This is a genomic window from Paenarthrobacter sp. FR1 (assembly GCF_051106045.1).
GTDB lineage: Bacteria > Actinomycetota > Actinomycetes > Actinomycetales > Micrococcaceae > Arthrobacter > Arthrobacter nitroguajacolicus_A.
Map to the genome: position 1 here is coordinate 34,992 of NZ_JBPFSF010000009.1, position 14,959 is coordinate 49,950.

The window sequence follows — 14,959 nt, forward strand, 5'->3', positions numbered from 1 at the left end:
GATTGACTACCTTCAGGACATCGGAGCAACGGATCGGAGACGGCTGCATGGGGGCAGTTACCAGCAACTTTGGGTTCATGCTGGGCGAGTGGCCCGAGTTGGCCCAGCAAGCACGCCGGGCCGAACAATTCGCCCGGGTCGATCCACGCGCTTCCGTGTTCTACGCCCGTTACACCATCGAACGTATTGTTGAGTGGCTTTACCAAGTGGAGCCCGGGTTGGTGACCCCCTACAAAGATGACCTCAACGCGTTACTGAACGAGCCCACCTTTAAGAATCTTGTGGGCGGTCCTATTGCCAACAAGCTCACGATCATTCGCAAAGCCGGCAATAATGCGGTCCACAATTCCGTTGGCCCCACCATCCAAGGCGCTGAGCTCGTGCTCCGCGAGCTGCACCACGTTTGCTATTGGCTCGCGAGGAACTACGCCAAAGCCGGTAGCCAGCTGCCGCCGTCGTTGGTCTTCGACGCCAGTATCCTGGCCCCAAAGCCGAAGACGCCGGCACAGCAGCAGTCGCCCGAAGAACTCCAGGCACTCGAGAGCCAACTCAAAGCCCAAAACGAGGCCCTTGCACAAGCAGCAGCGGATTCGGCAGACCTTAAGGCCCAGCTGGAGATTCTGCAGGCTGAAGTCGCGGAGGCCAAAAAACAGAACCAGACCGTCCCTGACCACCACGACTATGACGAAGCCCTGACCCGCAGGCACCTCATCGATCTTGAGCTGAACGAGGCAGGCTGGCCGCTCACCAATACAGAAGACCGCGAGTTCAAGGTAGACACCATGCCCACGGCGAGCGGGACGCTCAGCGGAGTGGGTTACGTGGATTACGTGCTGTGGGGCGCTGACGGGCTGCCCCTCGCAGTGGTCGAGGCGAAAAGGACAACCAAGGATCCCCATGTAGGGAAGCAACAAGCCAAGCTGTACGCCGACTGCCTGGAACGTCGCTATGGTCGACGACCGATCATCTACTACACCTCCGGTTACGAGACATGGATCTGGGACGACACCATGTACCCGGAGCGCTCGTTGCAGGGCTTCCACACCAGGGATCAACTTCAACTGCTGATCAACCGCCGTCAGAGCCGAAAGCCTCTCGCTGAACAGGCAATCGACAACTCCATCGTCGAACGCCCCTACCAGCACAACGCCATCCGGGCCGTCACGGAAGCCTACGAAAAGGACTTCGAGCGCAAGGCGCTTGTAGTCATGGCGACAGGCACGGGCAAGACGCGCACCGTCGTCGCACTCGCCAAGCTCCTGCAGGAAGCCAACTGGGCCAAACGCGTTCTGTTCCTCGCGGATCGGGTTGCGTTGGTCAAGCAAGCGGCCAACGCGTTCAAGGCCCACCTTCCCGGTTCCAGCCCTGTCATTCTGGGCTCGGGCGACGAAGCAGACAGCCGCATCCATGTGGCTACATATCCGACGATGATGAACCTCATCAACCGGACCGAGGGAAAGCTTGGCCAGCGGACCTTTGGCATTGGCCACTATGACCTCATCATCGTTGATGAAGCCCACAGGTCGGTCTACCAAAAATACAGGGCCATCTTCCAGTACTTCGATTCACTCCTCATCGGGCTGACAGCCACGCCACAGTCAGAGGTGGACCGCAACACTTACAGCCTTTTCGGCATCGAGGACAACGTTCCAACGTTTGCTTATGAGCTCAGCGAGGCCATCGAGGCCGGATATCTTGTGCCACCGCGGGTCGTTCCGGTTCCGCTGAAGTTTCCTGACCAAGGCATCTCGTACGAGGACCTCCCAGAAGCTGAAAAAGAGCAGTGGGACGAGCTTGAATGGGACGAAGACGGCGAGATCCCGGACTCTGTCGATTCAAGCGTTATCAATACTTGGCTGTTTAACGCCGATACAGTGGATAAGGCGCTGGAAGTCCTTATGACCCGCGGCCACAAAGTCGCCGGCGGGGATCGCCTGGGCAAGACCATCATCTTCGCGAAGAACAACAGACACGCGGAGTACATTGCTGAACGCTTTGACAAGAACTACCCGGCTTACAAGGGTCAGTTTGCTCGCGTCATCACCTATCAGGTGAACTACGCCCAGATTCTCATCGACCAATTCTCGACCACCGAGAGTGATCCCCACATCGCTATTTCGGTAGACATGCTGGACACCGGCGTTGACGTGCCGGACGTCGTCAACCTCGTCTTCTTCAAGATGGTTCGGTCCAAGACCAAGTTCTGGCAGATGGTGGGCCGCGGAACGCGACTCCGGCCGGAACTGTATGGGCCGGGCGAGGACAAGAAGGACTTCTTTATCTTCGACCTCTGCCGCAACGCCGAGTTCTTCAATGCGGGAATGCCCAGCAATGAAGGCTCTGTGGGTAAGTCACTCGCGGAGACTACGTTCGCTGCGCGCGTCCAGCTCCTGCAAACTTTCACTGACCTTCAATGGGACCCCCAAGCGCCCGTTGTTGCCGACCTCCGGCAAACCCTGAAACACGCAGTTGACCGGCTCCCGCTGGACAACTTCCTCGTTAAACCGGCACGCAAATGGGTGGACAAGTTCGCCGAAGAAGCAGCCTGGAAATCGTTGGCAGCCGAGGACTTCCAAGCTTTGCAAACCCAGATCGCCAGGCTCGCTACCATCGGCGCGCCTGCGGACACGGAAGAGGCCAGGCGGTTCGACTACCTGATGCTTCAGGCAGAGTTGGCGTCGCTGCAGGGATCGGCGGTTGGGCCGTTCCGGATAAAGATCCAAGCCATCGCCTCGGCCTTGCAGGACCAGCAGAGCATCCCGGCCATCGCCGCTCAGTTGCCCCTGCTGGAAACCATTCTCCACGACGACGAATGGGAATCCGTTTCGTTGGAATGGCTGGAGGACATCCGCAAGCGGCTCCGCGGATTGGTCCATCTGATCGAGAAGCGGAAGCGCAAAGTGGTCTACACAAACTTCCAGGACGAGCTCGGCGTGCTTGAGGAAGTCGAACTGGTGGGGACAACCAATGGCTTCGTCGACCTCCCTCGGTACAAAGAAAAAATGCGTTCGTACTTGGCGCAATACGAGGAGCATGCAACCATTCAACGGCTCCGGCGTAACAAGCAACTGACGGCGTTGGACCTCGCCGAGCTTGAACGCATTCTTCTGGAAAGCGGTTTGGGTTCGCTTGAAGACTTGAATCGTGCCGCCAACGATGGCCTCGGCCTCTTTGTCCGTTCCCTGGTTGGTTTGGACCGCGAGGCCGTCGAGGAAGCGTTGTCAGAGTTTGTGGCTGGTACTACGCTCACAGCCCAGCAGCTCAACTTCCTCAACGTTCTGACCAATCACCTGATGGAAAACGGAAAGGTCAGCCCGAAGGCGTTGTTCAATTCCCCGTACAACGAGCTGGCCCCGTCCGGGCCGGATGTGCTGTTCGGCGATGAAAAAATCGGGCAGCTGATCAGCATCCTCCGCTCCATTGAGAACCACGCGAAGGTGAGCTGAAAACCCACGGCAGCTGCCGCCGTCGACCCCCCAACCGTGAAGCGGTTCTTTCAGCGTTGACAGCCCCTTGTGACCCGTGCCATATTCAAAGCGTGAACCTGTCAGACAGCCGGACAGCCGGACAACCCGAATTCCCGGGCAACTCCGCTGCGCATACGCCTATCTCACGCATTTCCGCAGCTGAAGCGGTCTTTGCGGCCCTCCGGCGAGCCATCGAGGGCGGTCAGTTCGACATCGGCACCAAGCTGAGCTCTGAAGCGACGCTCGCGGCACAATACGGCGTCAGCCGCTCCGTCATCAGAGAAGCGCTGCGGTCCTGCAACACCTTGGGCCTCACCATGACCAAGACTGGCAAGGGCACGTTCATTGTGGCCAACAAGGTTGCTAACGACCTTACCTTGGGCCAGTACAGTGCGCGTGATCTTAACGAGGCACGTCCGCACATCGAAATCCCGGCGGCCGGACTTGCCGCACAAAGGCGGACGGATGAAGAGCTTGAGCACCTCAAGGACATCGTCCAGGAAATGCTCAACGAGAACGACCCCGAAGCGTGGGTGAACCTGGACGCCACCTTCCACTCCGCCGTCGCCCGCGCCAGCGGAAACCGCGTGTTCGCCAGCGTCGTCTCGGATATTCGCGAAGCGCTGGCCCACCAGTCGGAAACCCTCAACCTCGTTGCTGACAGGCAGCACCGCTCGGACGAGGAACATGTGGCCGTGCTCAACGCTATTGAAGCCGGCGACTCTGAAGCAGCAAGCAAGGCGATGGCCGACCATCTTCAGGCCGTCAGCGTTGCACTGGACACGATCCTCAACAAATGACACACCCAAAGGACACCATGCCCGTCCCCGCAGCACCGGCCCATCAGGCCGCGACGCAGAACATCAAAGCGCCAAACCACGTCCCGCTTGTCGAGGTCACCCGCGACGGCTTGGTGGAGAGCATCCACTACGGCTCACTGATCGCGCTCAAAGCCGACGGCAACACAGCGATGGATGCCGGCGAGCCGGACGCCCCGATGTACCCGCGCTCAAGCCTGAAGCCCCTGCAGGCCGTGGCGCTCCTCAAAGCCGGCCTGGACATCCCCCAGGAACTCCTCGCCCTGACGGCCGCCAGCCACTCCGGCGCAAAGACGCACCGCGACGGCGCCACCGAAATCCTGAGGCTGCACGGCCTCACCGAAGCGGCGTTGGGCAACAGCACGGACTTGCCGTACGGCGTCGCGGAACGTGAAGAATGGCTCCGCGCAGGCAACGGACCCACCCAGATCGCGCAGAACTGCTCCGGCAAGCACGCATCAATGACTGCTGTCTGCGTCGTCAACGGCTGGCCTGTGGAGGGGTACTTGCACCCGGAGCACCCACTGCAGGTCCTGGTCCGCGACACCATCACGGAGTTGACCGGCGAGGAAGCCGCGGCAGTCAGCACTGACGGCTGCGGGACGCCGCTTTTTGCGCATTCCCTGCACGGCATGGCCCGCGCCTACGGCCGCCTCGCCGCGGCCGACGAGGACACCAACGAGGGCAAGGTTGCCCACGCCATGCGCCGCTTCCCGGAAATGGTGGCCGGCGAAGGCCGCGATGTCACCGCCCTCATGCGTGCGGTCCCCGGGTTGCTTGCCAAGGACGGCTTCGAAGGCCTCCAGCTGGTCGGCCTCCCGAATGGCACCGGGCTGGCGGTCAAGATTTCCGACGGCGGCGATCGCGCCCGCATGCCCGTCACCGTTGAGGTTCTTCGCCGGTTGGGTGTCGACGGCGGCAGCTTGGACACGCTTCAGAGCCCACCTGTGCTGGGCGGCGGCCTTCCGGTCGGCGAGCTCCGCGCAGCCCAAATTTTCAGCAACTAAACCAAGGACAGCTATGACCACCGTCGATCAGGCGATCCCCCTCCGTTCCGAACACGACCTCTTGGGCGACCGTAATGTCCCCGCGGATGCCTACTGGGGCGTCCACACGCTCCGCGCAATCGAGAACTTCCCCATCACCGGGCAGCCGCTCTCCACCAATAAGCACTTGGTCCGGGGCTTGGCCGCGGTAAAGCAGGCTGCCGCCCGTACCAACCATGAACTCGGCCTCTTGGATGCCGAACGGGCCAGTGCCATCGAGCAGGCCTGCCAGGACATCATGGACGGCATGCTGCAGGACCAGTTCATGGTGGACGTAATCCAGGGCGGCGCCGGCACCAGCTCCAACATGAACGCCAACGAGGTCATCGCCAACCGCGCGTTGGAGATCCTGGGCCACCCCAAGGGCGACTACTCCAAGCTGCACCCGAATGACCACGTCAACCTGAGCCAGTCCACCAACGACGTCTACCCGACGGCGGTGAACCTCGCCACGATCTTCTCCGTGAAGGAGCTCCTGGAAGCCCTGGAAGAACTGGAGCTGGCGTTCGCCGAGAAGGGCCGGGAGTTCCGGACCGTCGTGAAGATGGGCCGTACCCAGCTGCAGGACGCGGTTCCCATGACGCTGGGCCAGGAGTTCGGTGGCTACGCCGTGACCATCGGCGAGGACCGGGCACGCCTGGACGAGTCCCACATGCTGATCCACGAGATCAACCTGGGTGCCACCGCCATCGGCACTGGTTTGAACGCCCCGGCCGGCTACGCGGAAGCCGCGTGCCGCCATCTGGCTGAAATTACCGGCCTCCCCCTGCTCACCGCCGCGGACCTCATTGAGGCCACCCAGGATGTGGGCGCGTTCGTTCACTTGTCCGGTGTGCTGAAGCGCGTCGCGGTGAAGCTCTCCAAGATTTGTAACGACCTCCGCCTGCTGTCCTCCGGACCGCGTGCGGGTTTGGGTGAGATCAACCTTCCGGCGGTGCAGTCCGGTTCGTCGATCATGCCCGGCAAGATCAATCCGGTGATCCCGGAAGTGGTCAGCCAGGTGGCGTACGAAGTCATCGGCAACGATGTCACCGTCACCATGGCCGCGGAGGCGGGCCAGCTCCAGCTGAACGCCTTCGAACCGATCATTGTGCACAGCCTGCACAAGAGCATCTCCCACCTGGAAGCAGCGTGCCGCACCCTTACGGCACGCTGCGTCCGGGGCATCACCGCAAACACCGAACGGCTACGGCTTACCGTGGAGCAGTCGATCGGTCTCGTCACGGCATTGAACCCCCATATCGGTTACGCCTCCGCCACCGCTATCGCCCAGGAGGCGCTGGCAACGGGCAAGGGTGTGGCAGAGCTCGTTCTGGAACATGGCCTGCTGACCGCAGCCCAGCTTGAAGAACTCCTCAGCCCCGAACGTCTGGCAAATCTCAGCAAATAGGTCGAAACTGACCACTAAGCCCAGCGGCTTCAGCCAGCCGTCCCGCCCGATGAGGCATACCGCCACGAGGCGTTGTCTTGCGTGCCCGGATCCCCGACCGGACGCGCCCAGGACACCCCCAACAGGACACTCCTAAGGATTCCAATGACCAATCCCATCACGGACCACACGGTCCCGGCCCAAGCGCACGCCAGCGAGAAAGCCCTCCACAAGGAGGACTCCGGCTACCACAAGGACCTCAAGCCCCGCCAGATCCAAATGATCGCGATCGGCGGCGCCATCGGCACCGGCCTGTTCCTGGGCGCCGGCGGTCGGCTCAACGCGGCTGGCCCGTCCCTCGTCATCGCCTACGCAGTGTGCGGCTTCTTCGCGTTCTTGATCCTCCGCGCCCTCGGTGAACTTGTGCTCCACCGCCCCTCCTCGGGTTCCTTCGTTTCCTACGCCCGTGAGTTCTACGGCGAGAAGGCTGCCTTCGTTTCGGGGTGGTTCTACTGGATCAACTGGGCCACCACCACCATCGTGGACATCACCGCGGCCGCGCTCTACATGAACTTCTTCGGCAAATACATTCCCTGGATGGGAGCCGTGCCGCAGTGGGCCTGGGCGCTCATTGCCTTGGTGGTAGTGCTCTGCCTCAACTTGGTATCCGTGAAGGTCTTCGGCGAGATGGAGTTCTGGTTCGCGCTGATCAAGGTGGCCGCGCTGGTGGCCTTCCTTCTGGTGGGCACCTACTTCGTCATCTTCGGCACCCCGGTTGATGGCCAGGAAGTTGGCTTCAGCCTCATCTCGGACAACGGCGGCGTGTTCCCGAACGGCATCCTTCCGATGATCATCCTCATGCAGGGTGTGCTGTTCGCTTACGCCTCGATCGAACTCGTGGGCACCGCGGCGGGTGAGACTCCCAACCCGGAGAAGATCATGCCCAAGGCCATCAACTCCGTGGTCTTCCGCATCGCGGTCTTCTACGTCGGCTCCGTCATCCTGCTTGCACTGCTGCTCCCGTACACGTCCTACGAGAAGGGTGTCAGCCCCTTCGTGACGTTCTTCGGTTCCATCGGCGTGGAAGGCGTGGACGTCATCATGAACCTCGTGGTCCTCACCGCAGCCCTGTCGTCATTGAACGCCGGCCTCTACTCCACCGGCCGTATCCTGCGATCCATGTCCGTGGCCGGTTCGGCTCCGAAGTTCGCCCAGCGCATGAACAAGGCAGGTGTGCCGTACGGTGGCATCGCCATCACTGCCGGTGTCTCGCTGCTGGGTGTCCCCCTGAACTACCTGGTTCCCTCCGAGGCGTTCGAGATCGTTCTGAACGTCGCTTCCGTGGGCATCATCGTCACGTGGGCAACCATCGTCCTGTGCCAGATGCAGCTCAAACGCTGGTCCGACAAAGGCTGGTTGAAGCGTCCCTCCTTCCGCCTGTTCGGTGCCCCGTACACGGGCTGGCTGTCCTTGATCTTCCTGGCAAGTGTCCTGGTCATGGTGTTCATCGAGTCTCCCCTCACCATGTTGGTCACTGCCGTAGCTTGTGGACTCATGGTCTGGGGCTGGTTCCTGTGCCGCAAGCAGATCCATGAGCTTGCTGCCACCCGCGACGGCTACACGGGCAGCGCCCCGGTGATCGCCAACCGCCCGCTGCCTGGCAGCGATAAATAGCAGCAGTACCCATAAGCGCCCGACGGCGGCACTCGGGTTCCGTAGCAGCGGAACTTGGGTGCCGCCGTCGTTGGTTAACGCCCCCAAACAGGGGGAGGACGCGACATCAGCAGACATCCGATCAATCGTGGCTACTATTGGTCCATGGCTGTCACAGACGAGGCGATCAGCAAGATCAAAGACATGCTGATCCGCGGGGAACTCAAGGCCGGCGACCGACTTCCGCCGGAAAAGGAACTGAGCGAGCGGCTTGGTCTCTCACGGAGTTCGCTGCGCGAAGCCGTGAAGGCGCTGGAACTGATTCGCGTGCTGGACGTCCGCCGCGGCGATGGGACCTACGTGACCAGCCTCGATGCCAAACTCCTCAACGAGGCAGTGGCGTTCGTGGTTGACCTGCACCAAGACCGCTCCATTCTTGAGCTCTTTGAGGTCCGACGAATCCTGGAGCCCGCTACGGCCCACTTGGCGGCCAGCAAAATTACTCCGGATGAGCTCTTGGCGCTTCGGAGCACCATGGACGGCATTGACGAGAACACGGACGTGGAGGAACTGGTTGCCCATGACCTTGAGTTCCACAGCATCATCACCGAAGCCGCAGGCAACGACTACCTGGGAAGCCTCTTGGAAGCCCTTTCGAGCAGCACCGTGAGGGCCCGCATCTGGCGTGGGTTGACGCAGGAAAAGGCCGTGGCGCACACCTTGGCGGAGCACCGGGCCATCGCTGACGCTTTGGAGCGTGGCGACGCGGAACTGGTGCGGGCCCTCGTGACCGTGCACATCAGCGGCGTGGAGAACTGGCTGCGGCAGGCGCTCTAGCTAGACGGCGGTCTGGCTAAGAGGGGCACCGTCGAGCTTGTACGTGCGGATCGCCGTCTCCTCCAGCACCGCATCCTGCTCGGCTGGGCTTAGCGAGGAGACCAGTTCCAGCATCACATCGAGCGTCCGGCCGTAGGGCGCCCCGAGGGTGCTGACCGGCCAGTCCCCGCCGATCATCAACCGCCCCGGACCGAAGGCCGCCAGCGCTTCTTCGAACAGCGGACGTAAGGAATCCGCAGTGTACTCAACACCCGGAAGGTGCAGTCCGGAGAGCTTGGCCACCGCATTCGGCTCCCGGCCGAGGGCCTTGAAGTCACTGCGCCACGCATCCATCGCGACAACGTCGGCGAGCGGTGGTTTCCCAAGGTGGTCCAGTACCACGGTCAGTTGCGGAACGTCCCGGGCAAGCCGGGCGACCGCGCCCAGATGCCGCGGAAACGCGTCCGGAACATCGAAAGCGAGCCCGCGTTGCGCCACCAGCGCCAACGACTCACGGACGGCGGGGAGGTCCAGGAAGTCGTCCCGAGGATCGTCGTGAACCAGGTGCCGCACGCCCTTGAAAGAGGAATGGGTGGAAAATCGGTCCAACTGTTCTGCAGCTTGGTCCGGGGTGTCCATCCGGACCCAGCCCACTACGCCGAGCACCCATGGATTGCGTTCCGCCACAGCCAACATGCTCTCGGTGTCGGCAACAGTGTCATCAGCCTGGACCAGCACAGCTCCCGTGACGCCGGCGGCATCCAACGTCTCATGGGCCTCGTCTTCGCCGAAGCTGCGGAAAAGTTCGCCGTGCTGCGGTCCGAGCCACGAGTAGTGGCGCGGACCGCCGGTTACGAACGTGTCCAGCGTCCACAGGTGCAGGTGCGTATCAATCACGCCGCGTGGCCTCCAAAGCCGCCCACAACTCTTCCGGCACAGGCGCTCCCATCCGGGCCGCATTAGTGACCACCTGTTCAGGAGAAGTCGCCCCTACGGTCACGTTCACCACGGCCGGATGCCGTAGCGGGAACTGCAGGGCCGCCGTCGGAAGGTCAACGCCAAAGTCGCGGCACACTGCCGCAAGCCGGCGCGCTCGCGCCAGGACGGTCGGCGGCGCTTGGTTGTAGTTGTAATGCGCGTCGTCGGGGACTTCCGGCCGGGCCAGCAAACCCGAGTTGTAGGCGCCCACGTTGACGACGCCGGTGCGGCGCTCCACACAGCGCTCAAGCAGCGGGACGCTGGGCTGCTCCAGCAGCGTGTAACGGCCGGCGAGCATCACAAGGTCCAGGTCCGCGGCTTCGACACATTCGAGGGCGGCTTCCGCTGAGTTGAGCCCAACTCCAATGGCCCGCACTACCCCTTCGTCGCGCAACTTCTCCAATGCTGGGAGACCCTGGGAGATTCCGGCCTGGAGATCGTGGACATCAGCGTCGTGCAGGTAGGCGATGTCCACGTGGTCCAGTCCGAGCCTTTCAAGGGAGTCCTCGATGCTGCGTCGAATCCCTGCCTCGGAGAAGTCCCACACCCGGCGGGTGGTGGCCGGAACATCGAAACCCTCGGGATCCTGGCCGCCGGAGGAGTTAGGTTCCAATAGTCGGCCCACCTTGGTGGAAATGATGAATTCGTTCCGTGGTTTGTCCCGGAGAACGGCTCCAAGCCTTTGCTCGGACAGACCCAGGCCGTAGTGCGGCGCGGTGTCAAAGTAGCGGATGCCCGCATCCCAGGCGGCCAGTACTGTAGCGAGGGCTTCACCGTCCGGGATGGCCCGATACAAGTTTCCAATGCCCGCTCCGCCGAAGCCGAGCTTGCCGAGATCGAGTGAGTTCATGGCAGTTCCCATACTTTCTGAATACCCGCGTCCTCCCCCGAGTAATCGTCCTGGACCGCCAAAAGTTCAGCCATTCGGGCTTGCCACGGGACGTTGGCCGGGTGATCGGCGAGCGCGTGCCGCATGGACTGGTAGTCCTCGACGTCCACCACGTGGAAGAGGTCCAGCCCGCTGCGCCAGATCCGCCAGTTCTTGACCCCGGCTTCTTTGAGGGCCGTAACCAGTTCAGGGGGAATGTGCGCGTGGGCGTCGGCGTATTCCTCTTCGGCTCCCGGCTTGAGGCGGGTGTGGAGGGCGATGCTTTCAGTCATCGGTGTCCTCCGGCTTAAGGAACAGTTCCAGCACAGGCACGGCGACGTCCGGCCGCTGCACCGGCAGCTTGATGGTGAGCGTTCCAGGAGGTTGGCCGCCCGGGGTCATGTTCATGGCCTGCTGCGCGGGATCCACCTCCTTGAGGAACACCTCTGACGCATCGTTCAGCAGCTGGGCGTACTCCACTTTGCCCGCCAGCTCCGGGAGATGGACGTACTCGAACGGCCACGCGAACAGGTGTACATACAGCCGGTCGCCACGCTGGGTGTAGCGCGCGTCAGCCGGGGCAGTGAAGGCTGAAGCCCCCGCACCGTAGATGGCCCGTGAGTGCAGCTTCATCCATTCGCCGATGCCCTCCAGCGAATGCAAGGCCCGGGGATCAATGCTGCCCCTGCCGGTGGGGCCAACGTTGAGCAGCAGGTTGCCGCCCTTGGACACGCCGTCCACCAGCATCCGGAGGAGCAGGTCCACGGACTTGTAGTTCAGGTTGTCCCGGTCGTACCCCCAGCTGCCGTTCAGGGTCTGGCAGGCCTCCCAGGTGACAGGCACGCCGTCGAGCATCATGGGGCCGGCGGGCTGGTACTGCTCGGGCGTAACGAAATCTCCCGGGATGTCCAAGCGGTCGTTGACGACGATGCCCGGCTGCAGCTCCCGCACCATGGCGAGCAGCGCTTCCGAGTCCCAGTCCTTTCGGCCCTTGCCACCCCAGAATTCCTCTTCGTGGCCGAGCCCGGCGTAGGAGAAGTCGAAAAACAGGTAGTCGATGGTGCCGTAGTTGCTCAGGAGCTCACGCACCTGGCCATGCAGGTAGTCCCGGTAGCGGGCCATGTCCCGTCCGCTGTTTAAACTTTCGACGTCGGCCGCGTTGCGTTGCGGATGTACGCCGTCGATGGTGAAGTCCGGGTGGTGCCAGTCGATGAGCGAGTGGTAGAAACCGACCTTCAGCCCCTCGGCCCGGAGTGCCTGCACGTACGGTGCGATCAGGTCACGGCCGGCGAGCGTGTTGGTGGCTTTGTAGTCCGTCAATGCCGAGTCCCACAGGCAGAAGCCGTCGTGGTGCTTGGTAGTGAGGACCACATACTTCATGCCGGCTTGGCGCGCGGCACGTGCCCACTCGCGGGGGTCGTAGAGATCAGGGTCAAAGCGCCGGAAGTACTGGGAGTACTCCTCAACAGTGGTCTCTTCCCGGTTCATCACCCACTCATGGCGTGCCGGGAGCGCGTAGAGGCCCCAGTGCACGAACATTCCAAAGCGTGCTTCTTCGAACCAAGGTGCATGCTGGATCAACGGGTTTCCTTCCATACCGGGCCGTCCGGAAAGCTGTAGGCGGCCAGTGTTTCACGGTACATTTCGTTGCCGGCTCCAGGAGCGGACGGCGGCCAGTACACGCCGTCGTGGACGTCCACGGGAGTGACGAAGTGTTCGTGGAGGTGGTCCACGAACTCAATGGTCCTGTTTTCTTTGGTCCCGGATACGGCGATGAAGTCGAACATGGACAGGTGCTGCACCGCCTCGCACAGGCCCACGCCACCGGCATGCGGGCATACGGGCACGCCGAACTTGGCAGCGAGGAGCAGGATGGCGATATTCTCGTTCACCCCTGCCACGCGGGCGGCGTCGATCTGCAGGATCTGGAGCGCGTCGGCCTGCAGCATCTGCTTGAACACCACCCGGTTCTGGACGTGTTCCCCGGTGGCCACGGGAATTGGCGCCACTCCACGGGCGATCGCAGCGTGGCCCAAAATGTCGTCCGGGCTGGTGGGCTCCTCGATCCAGGCGATGTCGAAGGGGGCGAGGTGGGCCATCCACTCGATGGCATCCTGGACGTCCCAGCGCTGATTGGCGTCGACGGCAATCCTGATATCGGGTCCGACAGCAGCCCGGGCAGCCCTGACACGGCGGATATCGTCCTCCAAGGATGCCCCCACCTTCAACTTGATCTGCCCGAACCCGTCAGCCACGGCCTCCTTGGCCAGCCGTGTCAGTTTCTCGTCGCTGTAACCCAGCCAGCCCGGCGTCGTGGTGTACGCGGGGTAGCCTTCGGCACGAAGTGCGGCTTTTCGCGCTTCCTTGCCGGGTTCGGCGGCGCGAAGAATGGCCAGTGCGTCTTGGGGAGTGAGGGCGTCGGTGAGGTAGCGGAAGTCAACCAGAGCCACGAGCTCTTCCGGGGTCATCCCAGCGAGCAACTCCCACAGGGGCAACCCGGCACGCTTCGCCTTCAGGTCCCACAGCGCGTTGATTACCGCACCGATGGCCATATGCATGACGCCCTTCTCGGGCCCCAGCCAACGGAGTTGGGAATCGTGGGTTAAAAGTTTCCACGTCGCGCCCATGTCGCCGAGCAACGAGTCAACGTCCTGCCCAAGAATGTGGCCGCGCAAAGCATTGAGCGCAGCCGTTTCCACCTCGTTGCCGCGTCCGATGGTGAACACGAAGCCGTGGCCTTCAAGGCCGTCACCGGCGTCCGTGCGAATGATGAGGTAGGCGGCTGAGTAGTCGGGGTCCGGATTCATGGCATCCGAGCCGTCCAGTTCCAAGGATGTTGGGAAGCGGATATCGAATGTATCCACCGCGGTAATGATGCTCATACGGCTCCTGAAAGTGCGTCATGATTCTTCACCGAGCCTAAACATCCGATGTCTGCCTTGTCAATGGGTCACATTTCCGTATTATGGGGGAAAACAGCACACTAGAGCTCGGATGTTAGTCCCGAACGCACGGAGGAAGCCATGACCTTGAAATTCGCCAGGCTGGGTACGGCCGGAAACGAACAACCGGCCGTCATTGCCCAGGACGCCGACGGTACCGAGAAGTACTTCAGCCTTACGGCCCTGACCAACGACATCGACGGCGGTTTCCTCGCCTCGGACGGCATCGAACGCACCCGTGAAGCCCTGAACAAGGGGGAACTTCCGGAAATCTCTCCGGAAGGCCTCCGCATTGGCGCACCAGTCGCCCGCCCGGGCGCCGTGGTGGCCATCGGCCTCAACTACACCGCGCACGCCGCCGAATCCGGCGCCACGCCGCCCGAGGTTCCTGTTGTCTTCCTGAAGCCGACCAACACCATCAGTGGCCCCTTCGATGCCGCTCCCATCCCGCCGTCGTCCACAAAGTACGACTGGGAAGTGGAACTGGCCATCGTCATTGGCCAGGAAGCGTCATACCTTTCCACCGTTACAGAGGCGGCGGCCTGCATTGCCGGCTACGCGGTGGCCAACGATCTCTCCGAGCGCGAGTACCAGATTCCCGGCGCTGCAGGACAGTGGACCAAGGGCAAATCGCTGCCCGGTTCCACTCCCTTGGGTCCGTGGCTGGTTCCAGCCAACGACATTGATGCCGGCAACCTCCGCCTCCAAACCTTGGTCAACGGCGAACCACGGCAGGACTCCAACACCTCGGACATGATCTTCGAGCCCGCCACGATCGTGCACCACCTCAGCCAGTACATGGTTCTCGAGCCCGGTGACGTGATCATCACCGGCACCCCCGAGGGCGTGGCTTTGTCCGGCCGCTTCCCGTTCATCCAGCCTGGCGACGTGGTGGAACTGGAAATCGAGGGACTGGGACGCCAGCGCCAAGAGTACTTCCAAACCAACGCAGCACAGGCTGGCGCTGCACAGGCCGTCTCCCTCGCCGGCACCCACGCCTAA

12 protein-coding genes are annotated in these 14,959 nt (G+C 62.4%); 7 read left to right on the forward strand and 5 right to left on the reverse strand.

The features are described from left to right. The first annotated feature begins 47 nt into the window (after window positions 1-47). The 6 genes from ACR30Z_RS16710 (at window position 48) to ACR30Z_RS16735 (ending at window position 9,190) form a co-directional block, all read left to right on the forward strand. On the forward strand, window positions 48-3,446 hold the full coding sequence (locus ACR30Z_RS16710; RefSeq protein WP_434373672.1) for a DEAD/DEAH box helicase family protein: 3,399 nt from the start codon (window positions 48-50) through the stop codon (window positions 3,444-3,446). Between the two features lie 92 nt (window positions 3,447-3,538). Further along, a complete protein-coding gene (locus ACR30Z_RS16715; protein ID WP_144652871.1) occupies window positions 3,539-4,267 on the forward strand; it encodes a FadR/GntR family transcriptional regulator in 729 nt (242 codons plus the stop codon). Continuing rightward, the gene (locus ACR30Z_RS16720) at window positions 4,264-5,292 is read left to right on the forward strand and encodes an asparaginase (RefSeq protein ID WP_434373674.1); all 1,029 of its coding nucleotides are present in this window, start codon (window positions 4,264-4,266) and stop codon (window positions 5,290-5,292) included. Before ACR30Z_RS16715 ends, ACR30Z_RS16720 begins: the two co-directional genes overlap by 4 nt. Window positions 5,293-5,305: 13 nt before the next feature. After that, on the forward strand, window positions 5,306-6,721 hold the full coding sequence (gene aspA / locus ACR30Z_RS16725; protein ID WP_434373676.1) for an aspartate ammonia-lyase: 1,416 nt from the start codon (window positions 5,306-5,308) through the stop codon (window positions 6,719-6,721). Between the two features lie 144 nt (window positions 6,722-6,865). Further along, window positions 6,866-8,374, forward strand: coding sequence for an amino acid permease (locus ACR30Z_RS16730; protein WP_144652873.1), 1,509 nt, complete (start codon window positions 6,866-6,868; stop codon window positions 8,372-8,374). A 144-nt stretch (window positions 8,375-8,518) separates the two neighbouring features. Beyond that, window positions 8,519-9,190: a FadR/GntR family transcriptional regulator gene (locus tag ACR30Z_RS16735; protein ID WP_434373678.1), complete on the forward strand. Its 672-nt coding sequence runs from the start codon at window positions 8,519-8,521 to the stop codon at window positions 9,188-9,190. Here ACR30Z_RS16735 and ACR30Z_RS16740 read toward each other — a convergent pair whose 3' ends face one another. Genes ACR30Z_RS16740 through ACR30Z_RS16760 form a run of 5 tightly spaced genes read right to left on the reverse strand, consistent with a single transcriptional unit; the run spans window position 9,191 to window position 13,897 of the window. Further along, window positions 9,191-10,066 (reverse strand): amidohydrolase family protein, encoded by an 876-nt coding sequence (locus tag ACR30Z_RS16740; RefSeq protein ID WP_434373680.1) that lies wholly within the window; start codon window positions 10,064-10,066, stop codon window positions 9,191-9,193. It abuts the gene before it with no gap. Then, a complete protein-coding gene (locus ACR30Z_RS16745) occupies window positions 10,059-10,997 on the reverse strand; it encodes an aldo/keto reductase (RefSeq protein WP_434373682.1) in 939 nt (312 codons plus the stop codon). Before ACR30Z_RS16745 ends, ACR30Z_RS16740 begins: the two co-directional genes overlap by 8 nt. Next, window positions 10,994-11,308, reverse strand: a complete 315-nt coding sequence (locus ACR30Z_RS16750; protein ID WP_434373684.1) for an L-rhamnose mutarotase — start codon at window positions 11,306-11,308, stop codon at window positions 10,994-10,996. Before ACR30Z_RS16750 ends, ACR30Z_RS16745 begins: the two co-directional genes overlap by 4 nt. Next, entirely contained in the window at window positions 11,301-12,596 is a 1,296-nt protein-coding gene (locus ACR30Z_RS16755) for an alpha-L-fucosidase (protein WP_434373686.1), read from the reverse strand. The genes ACR30Z_RS16750 and ACR30Z_RS16755 overlap by 8 nt, the downstream gene beginning before the upstream one ends. Continuing rightward, on the reverse strand, window positions 12,593-13,897 hold the full coding sequence (locus tag ACR30Z_RS16760) for an L-fuconate dehydratase (RefSeq protein WP_434373688.1): 1,305 nt from the start codon (window positions 13,895-13,897) through the stop codon (window positions 12,593-12,595). Before ACR30Z_RS16760 ends, ACR30Z_RS16755 begins: the two co-directional genes overlap by 4 nt. Window positions 13,898-14,038: 141 nt before the next feature. On the opposite strand from ACR30Z_RS16760, the gene ACR30Z_RS16765 reads away from it, so the two are divergent. Then, window positions 14,039-14,959: a fumarylacetoacetate hydrolase family protein gene (locus ACR30Z_RS16765; protein ID WP_434373690.1), complete on the forward strand. Its 921-nt coding sequence runs from the start codon at window positions 14,039-14,041 to the stop codon at window positions 14,957-14,959.